This window comes from Mycobacterium paraffinicum (assembly GCF_025822865.1).
Lineage (GTDB): Bacteria > Actinomycetota > Actinomycetes > Mycobacteriales > Mycobacteriaceae > Mycobacterium > Mycobacterium paraffinicum.
In genome coordinates, this window is record NZ_JACKUR010000027.1 from 445,342 (window position 1) to 466,298 (window position 20,957).

At 68.2% G+C, this 20,957-nt stretch carries 20 protein-coding genes; 9 read left to right on the forward strand and 11 right to left on the reverse strand.

Translation table 11 applies throughout. From position 1 onward, the window contains the following. The first annotated feature begins 115 nt into the window (after positions 1-115). Together H7J89_RS19780 and greA are read left to right on the forward strand one after the other, a co-directional pair. A complete protein-coding gene (locus tag H7J89_RS19780) occupies positions 116-550 on the forward strand; it encodes a DUF4307 domain-containing protein (RefSeq protein WP_264045768.1) in 435 nt (144 codons plus the stop codon). Positions 551-771: 221 nt separating this feature from the next. Continuing rightward, positions 772-1,266, forward strand: coding sequence for a transcription elongation factor GreA (greA, locus tag H7J89_RS19785; RefSeq protein WP_007168983.1), 495 nt, complete (start codon positions 772-774; stop codon positions 1,264-1,266). Here the strand turns inward: greA and H7J89_RS19790 are convergent. From H7J89_RS19790 to H7J89_RS19805, 4 genes are all read right to left on the reverse strand, one after another. Further along, entirely contained in the window at positions 1,263-2,423 is a 1,161-nt protein-coding gene (locus H7J89_RS19790; protein WP_264045770.1) for a cystathionine gamma-synthase, read from the reverse strand. The two genes, greA and H7J89_RS19790, sit on opposite strands and share 4 nt — an antisense overlap. 48 nt (positions 2,424-2,471) lie before the next feature. After that, complete coding sequence (locus H7J89_RS19795) at positions 2,472-3,182, reverse strand: RDD family protein (protein WP_264045772.1); 711 nt, start codon at positions 3,180-3,182, stop codon at positions 2,472-2,474. Between the two features lie 102 nt (positions 3,183-3,284). Next, entirely contained in the window at positions 3,285-4,691 is a 1,407-nt protein-coding gene (locus H7J89_RS19800) for a cystathionine beta-synthase (protein ID WP_264045774.1), read from the reverse strand. 70 nt (positions 4,692-4,761) lie between these two features. Next, entirely contained in the window at positions 4,762-5,832 is a 1,071-nt protein-coding gene (locus tag H7J89_RS19805) for an alpha/beta hydrolase fold domain-containing protein (RefSeq protein ID WP_264045776.1), read from the reverse strand. 243 nt (positions 5,833-6,075) lie between these two features. Between H7J89_RS19805 and H7J89_RS19810 the strand changes: the two genes are divergently transcribed. Continuing rightward, on the forward strand, positions 6,076-7,038 hold the full coding sequence (locus H7J89_RS19810; RefSeq protein WP_264046119.1) for an SGNH/GDSL hydrolase family protein: 963 nt from the start codon (positions 6,076-6,078) through the stop codon (positions 7,036-7,038). An 87-nt stretch (positions 7,039-7,125) separates the two neighbouring features. Beyond that, positions 7,126-8,343, forward strand: coding sequence for an acetyl-CoA C-acetyltransferase (locus H7J89_RS19815; protein WP_264045778.1), 1,218 nt, complete (start codon positions 7,126-7,128; stop codon positions 8,341-8,343). A 133-nt stretch (positions 8,344-8,476) separates the two neighbouring features. On the opposite strand, the gene H7J89_RS19820 is transcribed toward H7J89_RS19815, so the two are convergent. Continuing rightward, positions 8,477-9,328, reverse strand: a complete 852-nt coding sequence (locus tag H7J89_RS19820) for a Bax inhibitor-1/YccA family protein (protein WP_067735063.1) — start codon at positions 9,326-9,328, stop codon at positions 8,477-8,479. A gap of 223 nt (positions 9,329-9,551) precedes the next feature. On the opposite strand from H7J89_RS19820, the gene H7J89_RS19825 reads away from it, so the two are divergent. The 3 genes from H7J89_RS19825 to H7J89_RS19835 are packed head-to-tail and all read left to right on the forward strand — an operon-like array spanning position 9,552 to position 13,155. Next, positions 9,552-10,589, forward strand: a complete 1,038-nt coding sequence (locus H7J89_RS19825; RefSeq protein WP_264045781.1) for an enoyl-CoA hydratase/isomerase family protein — start codon at positions 9,552-9,554, stop codon at positions 10,587-10,589. A 15-nt stretch (positions 10,590-10,604) separates the two neighbouring features. Further along, a complete protein-coding gene (locus H7J89_RS19830; protein ID WP_264045784.1) occupies positions 10,605-11,387 on the forward strand; it encodes an enoyl-CoA hydratase in 783 nt (260 codons plus the stop codon). 7 nt (positions 11,388-11,394) lie between these two features. Continuing rightward, positions 11,395-13,155, forward strand: coding sequence for an alpha/beta hydrolase (locus tag H7J89_RS19835; RefSeq protein ID WP_372513806.1), 1,761 nt, complete (start codon positions 11,395-11,397; stop codon positions 13,153-13,155). On the opposite strand, the gene H7J89_RS19840 is transcribed toward H7J89_RS19835, so the two are convergent. Continuing rightward, complete coding sequence (locus H7J89_RS19840) at positions 13,156-13,605, reverse strand: rhodanese-like domain-containing protein (RefSeq protein ID WP_264045786.1); 450 nt, start codon at positions 13,603-13,605, stop codon at positions 13,156-13,158. Next, on the reverse strand, positions 13,605-14,219 hold the full coding sequence (locus H7J89_RS19845; RefSeq protein WP_264045788.1) for a cupin domain-containing protein: 615 nt from the start codon (positions 14,217-14,219) through the stop codon (positions 13,605-13,607). The genes H7J89_RS19840 and H7J89_RS19845 overlap by 1 nt, the downstream gene beginning before the upstream one ends. A 111-nt stretch (positions 14,220-14,330) precedes the next feature. On the opposite strand from H7J89_RS19845, the gene H7J89_RS19850 reads away from it, so the two are divergent. Continuing rightward, positions 14,331-14,774: a lipoprotein LpqV gene (locus H7J89_RS19850; RefSeq protein WP_264045791.1), complete on the forward strand. Its 444-nt coding sequence runs from the start codon at positions 14,331-14,333 to the stop codon at positions 14,772-14,774. Positions 14,775-14,864: 90 nt separating this feature from the next. Further along, positions 14,865-15,944, forward strand: coding sequence for a patatin-like phospholipase family protein (locus H7J89_RS19855; RefSeq protein WP_264045793.1), 1,080 nt, complete (start codon positions 14,865-14,867; stop codon positions 15,942-15,944). A 38-nt stretch (positions 15,945-15,982) separates the two neighbouring features. On the opposite strand, the gene H7J89_RS19860 is transcribed toward H7J89_RS19855, so the two are convergent. The 4 genes from H7J89_RS19860 to H7J89_RS19875 all read right to left on the reverse strand — a co-directional run bounded on the left by H7J89_RS19860 (position 15,983) and on the right by H7J89_RS19875 (position 20,711). After that, positions 15,983-16,852: a patatin-like phospholipase family protein gene (locus tag H7J89_RS19860; RefSeq protein WP_264045795.1), complete on the reverse strand. Its 870-nt coding sequence runs from the start codon at positions 16,850-16,852 to the stop codon at positions 15,983-15,985. A gap of 30 nt (positions 16,853-16,882) precedes the next feature. Then, positions 16,883-17,767 (reverse strand): class II glutamine amidotransferase, encoded by an 885-nt coding sequence (locus tag H7J89_RS19865; RefSeq protein WP_264045796.1) that lies wholly within the window; start codon positions 17,765-17,767, stop codon positions 16,883-16,885. Positions 17,768-17,846: 79 nt separating this feature from the next. Then, positions 17,847-19,478, reverse strand: coding sequence for a long-chain fatty acid--CoA ligase (locus tag H7J89_RS19870; protein WP_264045798.1), 1,632 nt, complete (start codon positions 19,476-19,478; stop codon positions 17,847-17,849). Positions 19,479-19,622: 144 nt separating this feature from the next. Further along, positions 19,623-20,711 (reverse strand): YncE family protein, encoded by a 1,089-nt coding sequence (locus H7J89_RS19875; RefSeq protein ID WP_264045799.1) that lies wholly within the window; start codon positions 20,709-20,711, stop codon positions 19,623-19,625. Positions 20,712-20,957: the final 246 nt, after the last annotated feature.

Here is a 20,957-nt window from a genome sequence, read left to right on the forward strand (position 1 = left end):
GTGCCCCCTTGTCTGGTCCGCTGTCGTCGGTTGCGAGACCTATAATTCCAGTTCTTCAGATCGTTGCATGCTGCCGGCCGGTGTCCGGCAGCCGACCACCCAGGCATACCCACGCATGACCGAAACTTCCCCTTCGCTCCCGGAGGCCCGCTACGGGCGCGCCGGACGCCCGCGCGTGCCCCGGCGTTGGGTGGTCATCGCGCTGGGCGTGCTGGTGGTCGCGGCCGGGCTGGTGATCGCCGTGGTCGGCTACCACCGGCTGGGCACCAGTCCCGTGACGGGCACGCTGGGCAGCTATCGGGTGATCGACGACGAGACGGCGTCGGTAACGATCAGCGTGACGCGATCCGATCCGTCGCGGCCGGCGGACTGCATTGTGCGGGTCCGGGCCAAGGACGGCAGCGAGACGGGCAGGCGGGAAGTGCTGGTCCCCCCGTCCGGGGCGGCCACCGTGCAGCTGACCACCACGGTGAAGTCCAGCAAACCGCCGGTGATGGCCGACATCTACGGCTGCGGCACCGACGTACCGGCTTATCTGCGGCCAGCGTGACCCCCTAACAACAGCCGAACTGCGAATTTCGGGTCATCAATTGTTTGCGCGGTGGTAACATGGGTGAATGCACGGTTCCTGATGGGACCGTGTATTGCTGCATTAAGGCCGTGAGCAGAACGGATCGGCAGCACACGGGGAGCAGACCCGGATACTCCCGGCGGCGGGGATAAACAGGCTTACGCGGGTACGCGGAACGACAACACGAGGAGCACGACGAGATGACCGACACTTCGGTGACCTGGCTGACCCAGGAGTCACATGACCGGCTGAAGGCGGAGCTCGATCAGTTGATCGCCAATCGTCCCGTGATCGCCGCGGAAATCAACGACCGCCGTGAAGAAGGGGACCTGCGCGAGAACGGCGGATACCACGCCGCCCGCGAAGAGCAGGGCCAGCAGGAGGCCCGCATCCGTCAGCTGCAGGACCTGCTCAACAACGCCAAGGTCGGCGAAGCGCCCAAGCAGTCCGGCGTCGCACTGCCCGGTTCGGTGGTGAAGGTCTACTACAACGGCGACAAGTCGGACACCGAGACGTTCCTGATCGCCACCCGCCAGGAGGGCGTCAACGACGGCAAGCTCGAGGTTTATTCGCCCAACTCACCGCTGGGCGGCGCCCTCATCGATGCCAAGGTGGGCGAGACCCGCAGCTACGTGGTGCCCAACGGCAACACCGTCGAGGTCACGCTGGTCAGCGCGGAGCCCTACCACTCCTAGCCCAGCGCCTGGTCTAGGTCGGCCAGCAGGTCGGCGATGTCTTCGATGCCGACCGACAACCGCACCAGGTCGTCGGGTACTTCGAGTTGGGAACCGGCCGTCGACGCGTGCGTCATGGCGCTCGGGTACTCGATCAGTGACTCAACGCCGCCGAGCGATTCGGCCAGGATGAACACTTTGGTGCGGGCGCACAGATCCCGTGCGGCCTGCTGGCCGCCCCGCATGCGCACCGACACCATGCCGCCGAAGCCGCGCATCTGCCGGGCGGCGATCTCATGCCCGGGGTGGCCGGGCAGACCGGGGTACAGCACGGTGCTCACCGTCGGCTGGCCGGAGAGGAAATCCGCTACAGCCGAGGCGTTTTCGCTGTGTCGCTGCATCCGCAGCACCAGGGTCTTCAGGCCACGCATAGCCAGGTAGGCGTCGAACGGGCCGGGCACCGCGCCCGCGCCGTTCTGCAGGAAGGCGAACGCCGCGTCCAGCTCCGCGTCGTCGGTGATCAACGCCCCGCCCACCACGTCGGAGTGTCCACCGATGTATTTGGTGGTCGAATGCAGCACCACGTCGGCGCCCAGCTTCAACGGTTGCTGCAGCGCGGGCGACGCAAACGTGTTGTCCACCAAGACTTTTAGCGAGAACTGTTTGCCCAGTTCGGCGATGGCCGCGACGTCGGCGATGGACAGCAGCGGGTTGGTCGGTGTCTCCACCCAGATCAGGCGGGTCTGCGGCGTGACCGCGGCCCGGACGGCGTCCAGGTCGGACAACGCCACCGGCGTGTAGCTGACGTTCCACTGCGTGAACACCTTGTCGATCAGCCGGAAGGTGCCACCGTAGGCGTCGTTGGGGATGATCACGTGATCGCCGGGCCGCAGCATCGCCCGCAGCGCGCAGTCGGCGGCGGCCATGCCGGAACCGAACGCCCGACCGTAGCCACCCTCTTCGACCGCGGCAAGCGAGGCCTCCAGCGCGGCGCGCGTCGGGTTGCCGGTGCGCGCGTATTCGAACCCGCCGCGCAGCACGCCGACCCCGTCTTGGGCGAACGTGCTGCTGGCATAGATCGGGGCGTTGACCGCCCCCGTCGCCGGGTCCGGCCGGTAGCCGGCGTGAATCGCTTTGGTGGCGAGTCCGGTGAAGTGTCCGGTGTGATCGTCGCTCATCGACGACCAGCCTAGGTGACGACCGAGTCGGCTACCGCGCCCGCACGACTAGCCCAGCTGTTGCTCGGTCCCGTCGAGCGGCAGGCAGACCGTCGTCATGATCTTGTCCGCCAGGGTTTGCCGCTTCGAATCCCACAGCGGGAAAAGGAAACCGATGAAGCAGATGATGGCGTCCACGAAGTGCGCGAGGGAACGCACGATGGACATCCCGAAACCGAGGGGCTGGCCGGTGACCTCGCTGACCACCTTGAACTTCATCACCGATTTGCCGACGCTCGACCCGGTGGTGCCCTGGCGGTAGCCGTAGTTCCAGATCAGATAGATCAGCCCCACCAGCGACGCCAACCACTGGGCGGCCAGGCCGATGCTCGAGTTCTGCGTCGCGCAGTACTGGTTGACGGCGTACTGCGTGACATCGGTGATGCACGACGTCTGCTGGGTGGCGACCAGGATCCCGGTCCCGATACCGTGCACAACGGCGTACGGGAGGATGTCGATGATGAACGCCACGAGCCGGGTGAGCCACGGCGTATAGGACTCCGTCGGCAACGTGCGGATCGCCGGTCCGGGAGGCGGTGGCGCGTACCCGCCGGCGGACGGCGGGGGCGGCGGGTAGGAGCCGCCGGGCGGCGGCGGAGGCGGCGGATAGGAGCCGCCCGCGGGAGTCGATGGAGGGGGCGGAACCGCCTGACCACCGGACGACCCGGGCGGCGGCGGAGGTGGCGGATAAGCCTCGCCAGACGGCGGTTGATCGGTCATGGGCACCCCTTCCACTGCGGACCAGCTGAACCAGGCCGCATTACAGTACCTGAGCGCGCAGCGGCCGGGCGAGACACGCGTCGCGGCCGAAAGGGAACGTCGCTAGCGCCGGCCTACCGGTCCACGAGGCCCGTCCGAGAGGAAACCGAGCAGGTCATAACGGGTGATCACACCGACCGGTTTGCCCTCCTCGACCACCATCAACGCATCCCAGTCGCGCAGTGCCTTGCCGGCCGCGCTGACCAACTCTCCGGCGCCGATCATCGGCAGCGGCGGGCTCATGTGCAGCGAGACGGCGTCGGCCAATTTGGCCCGGCCCTCGAAGACGGCCGAGAGCAGTTCGCGCTCGGATACGCTGCCGGCCACCTCGCCGGCCATCACCGGCGGCTCGGCGCCGACCACGGGCATCTGGGACACCCCGTACTCGCGCAGGATGCCGATGGCGTCGCGGACGGTCTCGGACGGATGCGTGTGCACCAGGTCGGGCAGCTCGCCGGATTTGCGGCGCAGCACGTCACCCACCGAGGCCTGTTCGGTCGAGCCGTCGAGACGGCTGCGCAGGAACCCGTAGGAAGACATCCAGGCGTCGTTGAAGATCTTCGCCATGTAGCCGCGCCCGCCGTCGGGCAGCAACACCACGACGAGCGCGTCGGGTCCGGCCTCCTCGGCGACCTTCAGCGCGGCCACCACCGCCATCCCGCACGACCCCCCGACGAGCATCGCCTCCTCGCGGGCCAGCCGCCTGGTCATGTCGAACGAGTCGGAGTCGGACACCGCGATGATCTCGTCGGGCACCGTGCGGTCGTACGCGGCCGGCCAAAAGTCCTCGCCGACGCCCTCGACCAGGTAGGGCCGGCCGGTCCCGCCGGAGTACACCGAACCCTCGGGGTCGGCGCCGATGATCCGCACCTTCCCGCCCGACACCTCTTTGAGGTAGCGGCCCGCGCCGGTGATCGTGCCGCCGGTTCCGATGCCGGCGACGAAGTGGGTGACCTTGCCGTCGGTGTCGGCCCAGACCTCCGGGCCGGTCGTGGCGTAGTGGCTGGCCGGGCCCTCCGGGTTCGCGTACTGGTCGGGCTTCCAGGCGCCCTCGATCTCCCGGGTCAGCCGGTCGGAGACGCTGTAGTAGCTGTCCGGGTGGTCGGGCGGCACGGCCGTCGGGCAGACGACCACCTCCGCGCCGTAGGCGAGCAGCACGTTGCGCTTGTCCTCGCCGACCTTGTCGGGGCAGACGAACACGCACTTGTACCCGCGCTGCTGTGCCACCAGCGCCAGGCCGACGCCGGTGTTACCGGAGGTGGGTTCGACGATGGTGCCGCCGGGCTTCAGTAGGCCGCTCGCTTCGGCGGCGTCGATCATCCGCACCGCGATCCGGTCCTTCGAGCTACCCCCGGGGTTGAGGTACTCGACCTTGGCCGCCACAGTGCCGGCGCCGTCGGGAACCACGGAATTCAGGCGAACCAGCGGCGTGCCGCCGATGAGCTCGCTGATGTGCTGAGCGATCCGCATGCGTTCATCGTCTCAGGCAGGTTCCGGAGGTGCACGACGGCTTCGTAGTTGGCGCCCGGCGGGGGTTGCGCTAGCCGGTGGCCTCGCGGATATAGTCGCCGATCTGGCGCAGCGAGCGAACCGCCTCCGGGACCATCGGAGCGGCCAGCTGGAAGTCGTGAATCTGGCCGGGCCACACCCGCACCTCGGCCGGCACACCGACCGCAGCCAGCCGGCTCGCCGCCAGCCGCGCGTCGTGCAGCAACACCTCGGATCCCGACACGTGGATCAGCGTCCGCGGCAGGCCCGGCTTGATGTGCTCCAACGGCTCGTAGATCTCCTCGGGCCGCCCCCCGACTTTGTGCTTTTCGGCCGCGCTGGCAACCAGCTCGGCCAGCGCGTCGAACGCCCGGGCGGAGAACATCGCGTCGGTGTTGATGTTGGGATGGGCCTGCTTGTATTCCTTTGCCAACTGCAGCAGCGGCGAGATCATGACCAGCGCGGCCGGCTCCTCGCCCTCCTCCTGGAGGCGTTGCGCCAGCGCGAGTGCGAGGTAGCCGCCCGCGGAGTCGCCGGCCAGCACGATCTGATCCGGCTCGTATCCGCGCAGCCGCAGCCATTGGTAGCCGTCGTGGCAGTCATCGAGAGCCATCCCGATCGAATGCTTGGGCAGCAGCCGGTAATTGACCACCAAGATCGGCGTGTCAGCAAACTGCGACAACGCTTCGACCAGCCGGCCGTGCGAGTTCGCCCCGCACGTCAAGAACGCACCGCCGTGGAAGTAGACGACCACCCGACGGGTTCCGTCCGCGGGCAGCACGCCCGGCGCACGCACCAGCTGTGCCGACGCGTTGGGCAAGTTCACCGTCTCGCGGACGGTGGCCGACACGGGGAGCACTACCCGGGCCGCCAGGTCGATGAGGCCCCAGGGCCAGGGGAAGTTTGGAATATGGCTGCCGACGGACAGAACCGGCCGAACCGTCACTCGCGACGTCAGGTTGGCCACCCGCGCAGCAACGCTGGGTCCCGATTCGAGGACCTCGACCGGGGTGCCATCGCTCGTCGCGAACCTGCGGGGCCTGCTCGCCCTGCGAGCCGCGAGGACGTCGTGCGGACGAAGGGCGTTCCGGGGCGAGCCGGATACCTTGCCGGGTGCGCTCATGCTCAACACTTCCTACGCCGTTGTAGTGCGATACAGCATGTGACGGGGCAGCTAAGCGTCTGGTTCAGCCGTTTGCTCGAGGCACTCAGCCAACCCCGCGAACTTAGCTTGACAGCCACTTCTTAAGACAACATTTAAAGAGTCCGATTTGTTACCTCATTTGATGCGCACCGTGATCACATTGTTGGTCAGCCGACGCCGCAAACATGCAAGCCGAACTAAACTGGTCGCGTGACCATGCGGGTGCCCCGTCGTTCGGCAATCGCCCTGGCCACGGCGGGCGCACTCGCCTCGACAGGAACTGCCTATCTGGGCGCGCGCAACCTGCTGGCCGGCCAGGCGACGCACGCGCGCACCGTCATCCCCAAGGCGTGGGACATCCCGCCGCGCGCCGACGGCGTATACACCCGCGGTGGCGGCCCGGTGGAGCGCTGGCACCGCGGCGTCCCGTTCGATCTGAGCCTGATGATCTTCGGCGACTCGACGGCCGCCGGCTACGGGTGCACCAGCGCCGAGGAAGTGCCGGGAGTGCGGATCGCGCGCGGCCTCGCCGAACAGACGGGCAAGCGAATCCGGTTGAGCACCAAGGCAATCGTCGGCGCCACGTCGAAAGGCGTGTGTGGCCAGGTCGATGCGATGTTCGTGGCCGGGAAGCCGCCGGATGCGGCGGTGATCATGGTCGGCGCCAACGACGTGACGGCCCTCAACGGCGTCAGCCAGTCGGCGCAACGGCTCGGGCTGAACGTGCGCAAGCTGCGCGCCCGCGGTGCGGTGGTGATCGCCGGCACCTGCCCGGACCTGGGTGTCATCACCGCGATCCCCCAACCGCTTCGCTCGATCGCACACGAGCGTTGTCTGCAATTGGCGCGCGCCCAGGCCGCGTCCGTCCGGGCCGCCGGCGGTATGCCGGTACCCCTGGCGCAGCTGCTGACGCCGCAATTCCGGTCGACGCCACACGTGATGTTCTCCCCGGACGGCTACCACCCGTCCGCCCCCGCCTACGCGATCGCGGCCGATGCGCTGCTGCGTGCGCTGTGCGAAGCGCTGGGCGAGGAGGTCGATCTCCCGCCGCTGGAGTTGGCGGCATCGACGACCGCGCCGGTGCTCGGTCAGCGGCACACCCGCACCAGTGTGATGTCGCGGCTGTGGCGGCGCCCGGTGCCGGGACCCGCCCCATCTTCGTGCCCGCCGGTTGCCAGCGACTAGATTTGTGCTAGCCCGTCGGTGTGGAGTCACCACCCCGGTTATGTAGCGAGCTCGTCGAAATCCGGAAGGGATTTGAAGGGAACCGTCATGCCTGAAGCTGTCATTGTCTCAACTGCTCGCTCGCCGATCGGCCGCGCGATGAAGGGGTCGCTCGTCTCCATGCGGCCCGACGACCTCGCCACCCAGATGGTGCGCGCCGCGCTGGACAAGGTGCCCGCGCTCAACCCGCACCAGATCGACGACCTCATCCTGGGCTGCGGCCTGCCGGGCGGTGAGTCCGGATTCAACATGGCGCGCGTGGTCGCCGTCGAGCTCGGCTTCGACTTCTTGCCCGGCACCACGGTGAACCGGTACTGCTCGTCCTCGCTGCAGACCACCCGGATGGCGTTCCACGCCATCAAAGCCGGCGAGGGTGACGCCTTCATCTCCGCGGGGGTTGAGACCGTGTCCCGGTTCGGCAAGGGCAACTCCGACTCCTGGCCCGACACCAAGAACCCGCTGTTCGACGACGCCCAGGAGCGTTCGTCGGCGGCCGCCGCGGGCGCCGACGAGTGGCACGACCCCCGCGCCGACGGCAACCTGCCCGACGTTTACATCGCGATGGGGCAGACCGCCGAGAACGTGGCCATCCTGACCGGCGTCAGCCGCGAAGACCAGGACCGCTGGGGGGTGCGCAGCCAGAACCGGGCCGAGGAAGCGATCAAGAGCGGGTTCTTCGAGCGCGAGATCTCCCCGGTGACCCTGCCGGACGGCACCACCGTGAGCACCGATGACGGCCCTCGTCCCGGCACCACCTACGAGAAGGTCTCCGAGCTCAAGCCGGTGTTCCGGCCCAACGGCACGATCACCGCGGGCAACGCCTGTCCGCTGAACGACGGCGCCGCCGCGCTGGTGATCACCAGCGACACCAAGGCCAAGGAACTCGGCCTGACGCCGCTGGCCCGCATCGTGTCCACCGGCGTCAGCGGCCTCTCGCCGGAGATCATGGGGCTGGGCCCGATCGAGGCGTCCAAGAAGGCGCTGGCGCGGGCGGGTATGTCGATCAACGACATCGACCTCTACGAGATCAACGAGGCCTTCGCGGTCCAGGTGCTGGGCTCGGCGCGCGAGCTGGGCATGGACGAGGACAAGCTCAACGTCTCCGGCGGGGCGATCGCGCTGGGCCACCCGTTCGGCATGACCGGCGCGCGCATCGCGACCACGTTGATCAACAACCTGCAGACGCATGACAAGACGTTCGGGCTGGAGACCATGTGTGTCGGCGGCGGGCAGGGCATGGCGATGATCATCGAGCGGCTGAGCTGACTCGGAGGTCGCCGTCGAGTGTGCGGCCATGGTCGCGACACGCCGGGCAGGCCCGCCCTCAGCGCAACTCGACGCGGCACACACGAAAAGACCGGCGCGCCAATCGGCGTGCCGGTCTTTTCGTTGACGAGAACTAGTCGTTCTGCAGATAACTGAGCAGACGCAGGATCTCGATGTAGAGCCAGACCAGGGTCACGGTCAGACCGAGGGCGATACCCCAGGCCGCCTTCTCCGGCGCGCCTGCGCGCACCATCTGGTCGGCCGCGTCGAAGTCGATCAGGAAGCTGAACGCCGCGATGCCGATGCAGACCAGCGAGAAGATGATCGCCAGCGGACCGCCACTGCGCAGGCCCAGGCCGGTGCCTCCGCCGACGTGGAACATGGCCAGCACGAAGTTGCCGAGCATCAGGGCCAGCACGCCGAACATCGCGGCGACGAGCATCCGGGTGAACTTCGGGGTGACCCGGATTGCGCCGGTCTTGTAAACCACCAGCATGCCGAAGAAGACACCGAAGGTGCCCATGACGGCCTCCCCGATCAGCACGCCGGCGTTCGCGTGCGAGACCGCGAAATTGGCGAAGACGAACGAGATGGCGCCCAGGAAGAGTCCCTCGAGGACGGCGTAGCTGAGCACGATGGCCGGGCTGTCCTGCTTGCGGCCGAAGGTCGCGACCAGCACCAGCCCCAGCCCGCCGAGCGCGCCGACCAGGGTCAGCGGCATCGCCAGCGCGAGGTTGGACGCCACCAGGAAGTAGGAGACCACGGCGGACACCGCCAACACGGCCAGCGTGATGCCCGTCTTGGTGACGACGTCGTCGATGGTCAGCGGACGCGAAGCCCTGGTCTCCTGGTAGGGAGCTTGGTAGGGGGCCGCGTAGGGGTCGGCTCCATAGCCCTGCATTGGGGCCGCGCCTGTGCCGAATTGCGCGTATCCGCCCCGCTGCTTGGGCAGCGAACGAAATACCGGGTTGCTTGTCTCCCGCACCGTCGGATCCTCTCTATTGGCTTCGAGCTGTGCGAACACAATCTCAACGATCAGCGTCCCGTCCGGGTTCCCGGCCGACCTGGGCATTTCCGGTGCCTGGAGCCTTCGAGTTAACACAGCCGCTGTCGTCGCGTTAAAGATAACCCTTACCCGGGGGTATCGCGCCGGTCGTCACGATCTAGATTTTTCGTTCGAGGGTGGACCGGCGATGGGAGGCCAGGGCGTGACCGAGGAATCCGACGAGGTTCAAACCCGCGTCGACGGCAACGTCGGTCTGATCACGCTCAACCGCCCCAAGGCGATCAACTCACTCAATCAGCAGATGGTGGACGCGCTGAGCGCCATACTCACCCGCTGGGCAGACGACGACGCGGTATCCACGGTGGTGCTCTCGGGCGCCGGCGAGCGGGGCCTGTGCGCCGGCGGCGACGTGGTCTCCATTTATCACAGCGCGCGTAAGGACGGGGTTGAGGCGCGGCGGTTCTGGCGCGACGAGTATCTGCTCAATGCCCAGATCGCCGATTTCTCCAAGCCATACGTGGCGCTGATGGACGGCATCGTGATGGGCGGCGGCGTCGGCGTCAGCGCGCACGCGAACATCCGCGTGGTGACCGACACCTCCAAGATCGCGATGCCCGAGGTCGGCATCGGCTTCGTTCCCGATGTCGGCGGGATGTTCCTGCTGTCCCGTGCACCCGGTGGGCTGGGTCTGCACGCCGCCCTGACCGGAGCTCCGTTTTCCGGAGCCGACGCCATCGCCATGGGTTTCGCCGACCACTACGTGCCGCACGACGATCTCGAGGCGTTCACCCGGGCGATCGTGGCCGACGGCGTCCAGGGCGCGCTTGCCGCGCACGCCATCGAGCCCCCACCGAGCGAGCTTGCCGCACAACACGGTTGGATCGACGAGTGCTACGCCGGCGACACGGTCGAAGACATCGTTGCCGCCCTTCGCGGGCATGAGGCCGGCCCCGCCCAAGACGCCGTCGACCTGATCGGCACCCGCTCGCCGATCTCGTTGTCGGTAACCCTGGAAGCCGTCCGGCGCGCTGCCAAACTCGAGACGGTGAAAGACGTTCTCATTCAGGACTATCGGGTGTCGTCGGCGTCGCTGCGCTCGCACGACCTGGTCGAGGGCATCCGAGCACAGCTGATCGACAAAGACCGCAAGCCGAAGTGGTCGCCGGCGACGCTGGCCGCGGTGACCGCGGCCGACGTCGAGGCGTATTTCACCCCGGTCGACGACGACTTGAGTTTCTAGGAAGGCGATTTGACGATGACAGACGTTGATTACGAAACCATCCTGGTCGAGCGCGACGAGCGCGTCGGCACCATCACCCTGAACAGGCCGAAAGCGCTCAACGCGCTCAACACCCAGGTGATGAACGAAGTGACCAGGGCGGCAACGGAGTTCGACCACGATCCTGGCATCGGGGCGATCGTCATCACGGGGTCGGCCAAGGCGTTCGCGGCCGGTGCCGACATCAAAGAGATGGCCGGCCTGACGTACGCCGAGGCGTTCGACGCCGACTTCTTCGCCCCCTGGGCCAAACTGGCGGCCGTGCGCACCCCGACCATCGCCGCGGTGGCCGGGCACGCGCTCGGCGGTGGCTGCGAGCTGGCCATGATGTGCGATGTGCTGATCGCCGCCGACACAGCGAAGTTCGGCCAGCCCGAGATCAAACTCGGTGTGCTGCCCGGCATGGGCGGCTCGCAGCGCCTCACCCGCGCCATCGGCAAGGCCAAGGCCATGGACCTCATCCTGACCGGGCGCACCATCGACGCCGCCGAAGCCGAACGCAGCGGCCTGGTTTCGCGAGTGGTGCCCGCCGATGATCTGCTGGCCGAGGCCAAAGCCGTCGCCACCACGATCTCCCAAATGTCACGCTCGGCGGCCCGGATGGCCAAGGAGGCCGTCAACCGGGCGTTCGAATCCACGCTGTCCGAAGGACTTCTCTACGAACGTCGCCTCTTCCACTCCACCTTCGCGACGGAGGATCAGTCCGAGGGCATGACGGCGTTCATCGAGAAGCGCGCTCCCAACTTCACCCACCGGTAGGCATGCGGTGAGCGAGCCGGGTACAGCGACGAACACCGAAGCCGGCGGCCACCCCACGGTCGTCACCGAGGAAGCCGCGCGTCCGGATACCCACCCCCAGACTCGCGAGCCGCGGTCACCCGAAAAGCCTTGGTGGGTGCGGCATTACACCTTCACCGGCACCACGGTAGGCCTCATTTTCATCTGGTTCTCCATGACGCCGTCCCTGCTGCCGCGCGGTGCGTTGTTCCAGGGGCTGGTCAGCGGCATCTCCGGCGCCATCGGCTACGGGCTGGGCGTTTTCGCCGTGTGGCTGGTCCGCTACATGCGCGCCAAGGATCACAGTCCCCCGCCGCCGCGCTGGGCGTGGAAGGTGCTGATCCCGATCGGCGCGCTCGGCATGGTGCTGATGGCCATCTGGTTCCACGTGTGGCAGGACAACGTGCGCGACCTCATGGGCGTACAGCACCTGAAGTGGTACGACTACCCGGTGGCCGCGGGCCTTTCGCTGGTGGTGCTCTTCACCCTCGTCGAAATCGGCCAGTTCATCCGGTGGTTGGTCAGGTCCCTGGTCGGCCAGGTCGACCGCATCGCGCCGTTTCGGTTGTCGGCGACCATCGTGGTGGCGCTGCTGTTGGTGCTCACCGTCACCTTGCTCAACGGTGTCGTGCTCAAGTCCGCCATGCGGACCATGAACAACACCTTCGCCTCGGCCAACAACGAGATGAACCCCGACACCGCGCCGCCGAAGACCCCGCTGCGGTCCGGCGGGCCCGAGTCACTGGTGTCGTGGGAATCCCTTGGGCACCAAGGTCGCATCTTCGTGGAAGCCGGCCCGAGAGTTGGCCAGCTGGCCGCCTTCAACGGCGCTCCGGCAACCGAACCGATCCGGGCCTATGCAGGGCTGAACTCCGCGGACGGCATCACGGCGACCGCCGAGCTGGCGGCGCGCGAGCTGCAGCGCACCGGGGGGCTGCAACGCGCCGTCGTCGCCGTCGCGACCACCACGGGCACCGGCTGGATCAACGAGGCGGAAGCCGACGCGCTCGAGTACATGTACAACGGCAACACCGCGATCGTCAGCATGCAGTACTCGTTCCTACCGAGCTGGCTGTCCTTCCTGGTGGACAAGGAGAACGCCCGCCACGCCGGGCAGGCACTGTTCGAGGCCGTCGACCGGCTGATCCGCCAGATGCCCGAAGCGCAACGCCCCAAGCTCGTGGTGTTCGGCGAGAGTCTGGGATCGTTCGGCGGCGAGGCGCCGTTCATGAGCCTGAATAACGTCCTCGCCCGCACCGACGGCGCCTTGTTCAGCGGACCGACATTCCAGAACACCATCTGGACCGACCTGACGTCGACGCGCGACGCCGGTTCCCCGGAGTGGTTGCCCATCTACAACGACGGCAAGAACGTCCGGTTTATCGCTCGCCCAACCAATTTGGGGCGCCCGAACTCCGCGTGGGATCACCCTCGGGTGGTCTATCTGCAACACGCCTCGGATCCGATCGCCTGGTGGTCCCCCGACCTGCTGTTCAGCAAACCGGACTGGCTGCGGGAGCGGCGGGGCTACGACGTGCTGCCCGAGACGCGCTGGATCCCGGTGGTGACGTTCCTGCAGGTCACGGCGGACATGGCCGTCGCGGTCGACGTCCCCGAGGGCCACGGCCACCACTACGTCGCCGACGCGGCCGACGGCTGGGCCGCCGTGCTGTCACCGCCGGGTTGGACGCCGGAAAAGACCGACAAGCTACGGCCACTGCTTCATTCGGATGCCACCTCCACCGGGTAGCTAGAGCCAGCGGCGACCGGGGTTGCCGGAGTTGGCGAGCACTCCCGGGCCGGCGTCGAGCGAGCCGGTACCGGAAAGTTGTTCCAGCACACCGGCACCCGCGAGCGCGTGATAGCCGCCGATGACGTCGGTGGCGCGGTGCAGGCCGATGTCCAGCAGCGCGGCCGTCGCGAGGCTGGAGGTGTAGCCCTCCGAGCACACGATCACCCATTCGACGTCGTCACCGACGGCCTCGGGCAGCTTGGCCTCGCTGGTCGGATCGCAGCGCCACTCCAACACGTTGCGTTCGATCACCAGCGCGCCGGGGATCTCACCCTCGCGGAAGCGCTGCGCCTGCGGCCGGATGTCGACGAGCACCGCGCCACGCCGCAGCGCATCGGGCACCTCGGCGGCGGGAAGGCGACGGTAGCGGCGCCGGGCTGATCTCAACACGACATCGATGCGGCTCATCACGGTCCTTCCGGTTGGTCGGTCAGTTCGGTGCGCTGGCGGTGCAACCGATTTCGGCCGGTGACCTCGTAGTAGGACATCGCGGTCAGCGGCGGCGAGTAGGCGTGCACGCTGAGCGAAGGCGTCACCGGCTCTCGGACGGTGCCCGACAGGCCCGAGACCGGCACCGTCACGGGTCGCGGCGCCCACACCACGTCATGCACCCAGCCCAGCGGAAACCCGGCCTGATCACCCGCGTCGAGCCGGCGCCGGCGCAGGGCCCGGCCGTCCCAACGGAATTCGTTGAGCGACCCGGACAGGACCGTCAGCGCGCCGAGGGACCCACCGTGGTCGTGCAGTTCGGTGTGATGACCGGGGACCCAGCTGATCAGCCAGACGTCCAGCTCCTCGTCACCGTGGATGCGGGTGAACCAACGGCGCGACTCGGGTATTCCGCCCGGCGGCAGCAGGTGGTCGCAACGCCCGCTCAGCACGTCGTCGGCGGCCTGGTCGGTGGCGTGCAGGAGGTCGGGAACCCGCAGGCGGGTCGGTCCCGACGATGGGGACGAAATGGTGCGCGGGCGCAACCCAGCCGGAGCGGCGAGGGGCACAGGGCTCGCTAGGGGCAAAGACATGGGGGAGCTCCACAAAAAAGGATCGGACAGGCGGCGGCGTGTTACGGCCGACAACACTCGCAAAATCCGAAGCGCTCCATCACGGCCGCCAGTGTTGCATAGATTGAGAGGATGCGGTGGTGCGGTCAACGGCCCCGGCTGTGGGGCACGCTCCTCGTGGCGGCCGGATTATTGGCGGCTGCGGGATGCTCGCCCGACGCCCCGAGCGGTAAGCCCGCGTCCTCATCGCCGCGGCCGGCGGACCTTCCGGGGCGCCCCGGTGCGGCGCCACCGGGCGCCGTCGGTCTGTCGCCGGCGGGCGTGACGACCAGGGTCGACGTGCCCGCGAATTCGACCGAGGAAGAGTATTACCAGGCCTGTCACGCCGCAAAACTGTGGATGGATGCCCAGCCCAAGACCGGTCAGTCGCTGTTCGAGCCCTATCTGGCGATGGTGCAGGCCGCCCCGTCGGGCACCGCGGGCAGCTGGAATGCCCGCTGGGCGGATCTGACACCGGCCCGGCAGGCAGCCGTGATCACCGCCGCGCGCGCCGCCGCCGGCGACGAATGCGGCTGACGCTTTCGAACTCGTGCGCGATTGAATTCACGGGTAGAGAAAGTGCCAACCCGGCCGCTGCCACCCCGCTCAGCCGCGCAAAATGAAGAGATGCCGGACGGACCTGGCGGCGTCGTCGCGCGCCGATCGTCACCGACGCGCGTCGCGTTGGCCCTGGGCAGTGGCGGGGCCCGCGGCTACGCCCACATCGGGGTGATCGACGCGCTGCGCGCGCGTGACTACGAGATCGTGGGAATCGCGGGGTCGTCGATGGGCGCGCTGGTCGGCGGTTTGGAGGCGGCCGGGCGTCGCGACGAGTTCGCCGACTGGGCGAAGTCCCTCACGCAGCGCACCATCCTGCGGCTGCTGGACTTCTCGATCAGCGCGGCCGGGGTGATGCGGGCCGAGAAAATCCTGGACGCGGTGCGCGACATCCTCGGCCCCGTCGACATCGAGCAGCTGCCCATCCCCTTCACCGCGGTCGCGACCGACCTGTTGGCCGGTAAAACGGTGTGGTACCAGCGCGGCCCGGTCGACACGGCGATCCGCGCCTCCATCGCCATACCGGGCGTGATCGCCCCACACGAAGTCGACGGACGGCTGCTCGCCGACGGCGGCATCCTGGATCCGCTGCCGCTGGCCCCCCTGTCGGCGGTCAATGCCGACGTGACCATCGCGGTGAGCCTCAGCGGCAGCGAGTCGGTCGCCACCCGGGACGGGGAATCCGGGGTGACCGCCGAGTGGCTGAACCGCATGGTGCGCAGCACCTCCGCGCTGCTCGACACGTCCGCGGCCCGGTCGTTGCTCGATCGGCCCACCGCGCGAGCCGTCCTGGGCCGATTCGGCGGGTCCACAGCCGAAGCGGACAGCTGGTCGGAGGATCTGGACGTCGAGGAGCCCGCGCCCGGGGATGATGCGGCCGGCGTACTGCCCGATGCCACACCCGAAGTGCCGAAGCTGGGCAGCTTCGAGGTGATGAACCGGACGATCGACATCGCCCAGGCCGCCCTGGCGCGCCACACGCTCGCGGTCTACCCGCCCGACCTGTTGATCGAGATCCCGCGCTCGACGTGCCGGGGCCTGGAGTTTCACCGGGCGGCGGAGGTGATCGCCGTCGGCCGTGCGCTGGCGGACGAGGCCCTGGACGCTTTCGAGAACGAACGAACCACGCCGCCCGCGACCGAAGCCTGAAACCCGCTCTGCCACAGCGTGTCAACGTCCCGGCTCGATCAGACGCCCAGGAAGTGCGCGACGCCTCGGGCTTCGCGGCGGCCCTGCTCGCGTCCGGCGAGCGCCGACGCCACGCGGCAGACGGGGTCCAACGGGTTGGGACCGAAGGCCGCCAGCGCGTCGGCGTCGGCGAACACCGCGAACGTCGCGCCGGCGAAGGCGGAGATCTCCGCGGCCGGCCCGTCACCGAACACCGAGGGCGCGTCCACGCCCGAGGGCACCAGCACCACCGCCGTGTCACAGTCGCCGGCCGCGCCGAGGTTGACCGAGCTGGCGACCCCGCCGTCCATGTAGCGCCGGCCCGCGATCGCCACGGGGGGCCACGCCCCGGGGACTGCGCAGCTGGCCGCCACCGCGTCGACCAGGTCGACGCCGGATTCGCGGTCGAAAACCACTGATTCGCCGGTGTCCACGTCGATCGCGGTGACCCGCAGCGCCCGATCGGGCCAGTGGTGCGACGGTAGCCGCTGGGCGATCACCTGCCGGCGCACCGGCGGCGGAACGGTTTTCGTTGCCAGCGCCACAGCCCCAACCCGCTGCATCTGTTGCCGGGTCTTGTCCGACGGGTCCGCATAGGGCTCCGCCAAGGCCGCCAGGAACATTTCGGTGATCGTGGCGACGTCGACCCCGGAATCAATTTCGGCCGACGATTCGGCCACCTGCCGGTCGAACAGCACGTCAAGCGTGCTGCCGCCGCCGATCTGCGCGGCGACCGTAGAGCCCGCAGAGGTCCCCACCAGCACGTCCGAGCTCAGTAACAGCCCGGCAGCCGTCGGCGACACATCGGCGATGCCGCGCAAAACGCCTGTCTCCCAGGCTATTCCCGCTATTCCTCCACCCGCCAGCACAAGCGCTCGTCTGGTTGTCACGCCCACCCACTCTGCCAGGCCGACATTGGGCTAGCGGCGGGCGCTCGGTAGCGGGTGTTGCGATTCCTGCACCGGGGCGCTCAGCTCCTCCCGGCGCAACAGGTGCGCGGGCGGTTCGGGCAGTATCAGACCGCGGTCGATCTGCAGCGCGGCGTCGACGTGGACCAGCTCGCCCGGCTCGAGCAGCCGCCAGCGCGGGTCGTCGTCCATGCGTTCGGTGGCGAACACCACCGACGGGCGGGTGCACAGATGTTCCGACCGCGCGTGAATTCGCTTGGTGCGCAGGTCGAATTTCGGCGCCCCGGTCGGCGTGTCGTCGGACCGATCCAAGACGTACAGTTCATGGGTTTCGGGATACCGCAGCGCCCACATGTCGGTCGCAGTGCTCAGGAGCACGTTGACCGCATAAATCGGCACATTGGCCGCAAGCCATTTCATGGCATCGGTCAGGCCCGCGGTCACGTCACCCTCGAACGCCCGGATCGAGGCGGTGATCAACGCGAACACCCGCTCGGAATCGGTGTCGCCCAGGACCAGATCGTCGGTGCCGACTTCCCGCAGCCGCTCGCCGAGAACGTCCAACCCCTCCAGCACGCCGTTGTGCGCAAAGAGCCGGCCGTCCTGCAGGAACGGGTGGGTGTTGCGGACGTCGAGCGCACCGGTTGTGGCGTAACGCACGTGCGCGATGAAGGTGGTGCCGGTCAACTCGTGGGCTTCGGTGGCGAAGGCGGCATCCTCCCAGGCCGCCATGGGTTGCTTGTCCAGCTGCGGCCGGCCCCGCTCGTCGAAGACCCCGAGGCCCGTGCCGTCCGGGTTCCTTCTGCTCTGATCGGCAAGGCTGTCGGGGGCGTCCAACAACCAAAACGTCGCGGTGCAAACGTCGGTCCCGGCGTGCAGCCCGAATAGTCGACACATGGCCTCGACGGTACCCAGCTTCAGTGGGTCAACACCTCGGCGAGGTCGAGCAGCACTCGGCCTATTCGGGGCGGCGCACTCAGTCGCGGGCCTCGACCACCCAGTAGCCATGCTCGGCGTAACGCGCCCGGATGGCCTTCTTGTCATACTTGCCGACACTGGTGCGCGGAATCTCCTCGACGAACGCCCACCGCTCGGGCAGCCACCAGCGAACCACCTTCTCCGCGAGAAACTTTCGCAGGTCCTCGGCGCTGACCGTGGTGCCCTCCTTGGCCACCACGACGGCCAGCGGCCGCTCCTGCCACCGCTCGTCGGGCACGCCGACCACCGCGGCCTCGACCACATGCGGGTGCCCGATCAGGCTGTTCTCCAGCTCGACGGACGAGATCCACTCGCCGCCGGACTTGATGACGTCTTTGGCCCGGTCGGTCAGGGTGACGAAACCCCGCTCGTCGAGCCGTCCGACGTCGCCGGTGCGCAGCCAGCCGGAGTCGAACTTCGAGTCGTCGTCCGTCAGATAGTAGGAGCCGGCAATCCATGGGCCGCGGACTTCCACCTCGCCCACGGCGTCACCGTCGTTGGGCAGCACCTGACCTTCGTCGTCGACGATCCGCATCTCCACGCCGCAGACCGGTTGGCCCTGGGTGGCGCGGAACGCCCAGTGCTGATCCTCGGGGGTTCCCGGCGGGGGCCACGCCATGGTGGCCATCGGGGAGGTTTCCGTCATGCCCCACAATTGCCGGATCTGAACGCCGTGGTTCTCCTCGAAGGTGCGCATCAGCGACACCGGAACGGCAGAGCCCCCGCAGACCACCAGCCGCAGCGACGACATGTCGTGGCCGGGTTCTTCCTCCAGGCGATACAGGACGTCGTTCCAGATGGTGGGTACCGCGCCCGCCACGGTCGGTCGCTGGTCCTCCACCATGCGGATGAGCGAGCGCGCGTCGAGATGGCGGTCGGGCAGGACGAGGTCGGCGCCGGCCATCAGGGCGGCGTAGGGCAGGCCCCACGCGTTGGCGTGGAACATCGGCACGATCGGCAGCACGCTGTCGACGGAACCCACGCCGATGCCGTTGGTGGTGCAGGCCGCCATGGTGTGCAGGTAGCTCGAACGGTGGCTGTAGACAACACCTTTCGGGTTACCGGTGGTGCCGCTGGTGTAGCACATTGCGGCCGCGGACTTCTCGTCGATCTGCGGCCAGTCGAACTCGGCCGGCTCGCCGGCGAGCACGTCGGCATATCGCAGCACGGTCTTGCCCGACCCCTCGAACCGGGCGGTGTCGCCCTCCCCCACCGCGATCACGGTGTGCACGGTCTTGAGGTCGCCCAGCACCGGGGCGATCAGCTTGGCCAGCGACGTATCGACCAGCACCACTTGGTCTTCGGCCTCGTTGGCGACGTAGACGATCTGCTCGGCGAAGAGACGGATGTTGAGGGTGTGCAGCACGGCGCCCATCGACGGCACCGCCAGATAGGTGGTCAAATGTTCGGCGTTGTTCCACATGAACGTCGCCACCCGCTGGTCCCCGTTGATGCCGAGGCGGCGCAATCCGTTCGCCAGCCGGGCGGCGTCGTGACCCAGTTCTCGGTAGCTGATTTGCCGGTAGCCGTCATCGGTGGCGGTGGTGACCGTGCGCTCCCCGTGCACACCGCAGCCGTGCCGCATGATCGCGGTGATCGTCAACGGAAAGTCCTGCATCGTGCTGTCCATTGAGGTACCGCCTTTGGATCCCGGCGCAGCGTCGCCTGATGTCAACCCTCGAGATGCGTGGTGACCGCATCCCGGGCCGGTGGCGATGAGCCGCCGGCAGCCTCCACCCTAAGCCCGCGTTCGGCGCCGGCGTCGGCAATCACCCTAGGCGAGTACGGGTTCCCGCTGAGCCAGCGCGGGCAGCCGGGTGGTCGACGCCCCGGCCGGTCCCCCGCCCGCGGCGACCGGCACGACGGTGACCACACCGGAATGGCCGGCGATGTAGAGGTACCTGCCGTCGGGGCTCTCGACCACGCAGGATGAGTCGTTCGCCGCCTCGATGTCGGCGATGACGTCGTGGGTTCGCGTGCAGACCACGGCGACGCGGTCGTCGCTGACCAAGTAGGCGCGGCGGCCGTCGCGACTGAGCGCCAACCGGGTGAGCGGGCCGGCGAGCTCGCTGAGCTTGCGGGTTCCGGTGATCTTGCGGGCCCGGGTGTCGATCACGTCGAGCACCGCACCGACGATGGGGCCGCAACTGGCCACATAGGCCGTGGCGCCGTCGTTGCTCAGCGCGACGTCGCGGATCGGCAAGCCCAGCTCGTAGGCGCCGACGATGCGGGATCCGGCGCCGGCCAGACTGTCGGACCGCGTCGCGGTCTCGATGACGACGAGTTCGCCGCCGGACGGCCCGTTGGTGGCGGCGTAGAGGTGGCGCCCGTCGGGGCTGATCCGCACGCAGTCCGTGGTGGTGCCGGGTGTCGCGGCGAGTTCGATCACCTCTAAGTCATCCGTGGCGGTGTCCACAACCGCGACGTCGGCGCCGCGGGCGCCGTTGCGGCTGGCGTACACGAACCTCCCGTCGGCGCTCACGGTCAGATCGCTCACGCGGTCGGCCAGCGGGTGGGTCGCGATCCGCGCGTTCGTGGCGAGGTCGACGACGTCGATGGCGTCATACGAGGAGGACGCGGTGCTGATGTAGGCGCGCGGGGAGGCCCCGCCGCTCACGGCGATCGCGAACGGTTCGTCGATACCCGTGACGGTCTGCACGACCTGACGCGCATCGGTGTCGACGATCGAGACCGTGTCGCGGCCGTGATTCGCCACCACCAGCCGAGCGCCGTCGGGGCTGAGGCCGATGTCGCTGATCGGACCGTTGCGCACCGGGATCTGGACCGCCGGGGCGTCGTCGAATCCGAACAGCCGCTCGTCTCGATCGTCCTGGAAGGGCTTGCGGTCGTTTATACCGCTCACGCTGCACCGCCTTTGCTATGTTGTCGGCGCGGAGACGGTGCCACCGGGAATTGCGCGACAATTCGGCCTCCAGATCCACGAGGATCTCAGCACCAAAAGGCGCCGACGCGACTGGTTTTGCGAGTCTACCGGCCAAAAATCGCGTCAAACCGCTTGAATTCCCCCGACGTTAGCTACGTCACCCCCGCGCACTCAGGTTCTGCTCAGGCTTTCAATTACGCTGTATCGCAGTCGCTTACCCGTAGC

Coding starts and splice junctions, on each gene's coding strand:
- H7J89_RS19815 (WP_264045778.1), top strand. CDS start 7,126: ATGCCTGAAGCTGTCATTGTCTCAACTGCTCGCTCGCCGATCGGCCGC.
- H7J89_RS19795 (WP_264045772.1), bottom strand. CDS start 3,182: ATGACCGATCAACCGCCGTCTGGCGAGGCTTATCCGCCACCTCCGCCG.
- H7J89_RS19780 (WP_264045768.1), top strand. CDS start 116: ATGACCGAAACTTCCCCTTCGCTCCCGGAGGCCCGCTACGGGCGCGCC.
- H7J89_RS19790 (WP_264045770.1), bottom strand. CDS start 2,423: ATGAGCGACGATCACACCGGACACTTCACCGGACTCGCCACCAAAGCG.
- H7J89_RS19800 (WP_264045774.1), bottom strand. CDS start 4,691: ATGCGGATCGCTCAGCACATCAGCGAGCTCATCGGCGGCACGCCGCTG.
- H7J89_RS19845 (WP_264045788.1), bottom strand. CDS start 14,219: ATGTCTTTGCCCCTAGCGAGCCCTGTGCCCCTCGCCGCTCCGGCTGGG.
- H7J89_RS19865 (WP_264045796.1), bottom strand. CDS start 17,767: ATGTGTCGACTATTCGGGCTGCACGCCGGGACCGACGTTTGCACCGCG.
- H7J89_RS19805 (WP_264045776.1), bottom strand. CDS start 5,832: ATGAGCGCACCCGGCAAGGTATCCGGCTCGCCCCGGAACGCCCTTCGT.
- H7J89_RS19830 (WP_264045784.1), top strand. CDS start 10,605: ATGACAGACGTTGATTACGAAACCATCCTGGTCGAGCGCGACGAGCGC.
- H7J89_RS19850 (WP_264045791.1), top strand. CDS start 14,331: ATGCGGTGGTGCGGTCAACGGCCCCGGCTGTGGGGCACGCTCCTCGTG.
- H7J89_RS19840 (WP_264045786.1), bottom strand. CDS start 13,605: ATGAGCCGCATCGATGTCGTGTTGAGATCAGCCCGGCGCCGCTACCGT.
- greA (WP_007168983.1), top strand. CDS start 772: ATGACCGACACTTCGGTGACCTGGCTGACCCAGGAGTCACATGACCGG.
- H7J89_RS19870 (WP_264045798.1), bottom strand. CDS start 19,478: ATGGACAGCACGATGCAGGACTTTCCGTTGACGATCACCGCGATCATG.
- H7J89_RS19855 (WP_264045793.1), top strand. CDS start 14,865: ATGCCGGACGGACCTGGCGGCGTCGTCGCGCGCCGATCGTCACCGACG.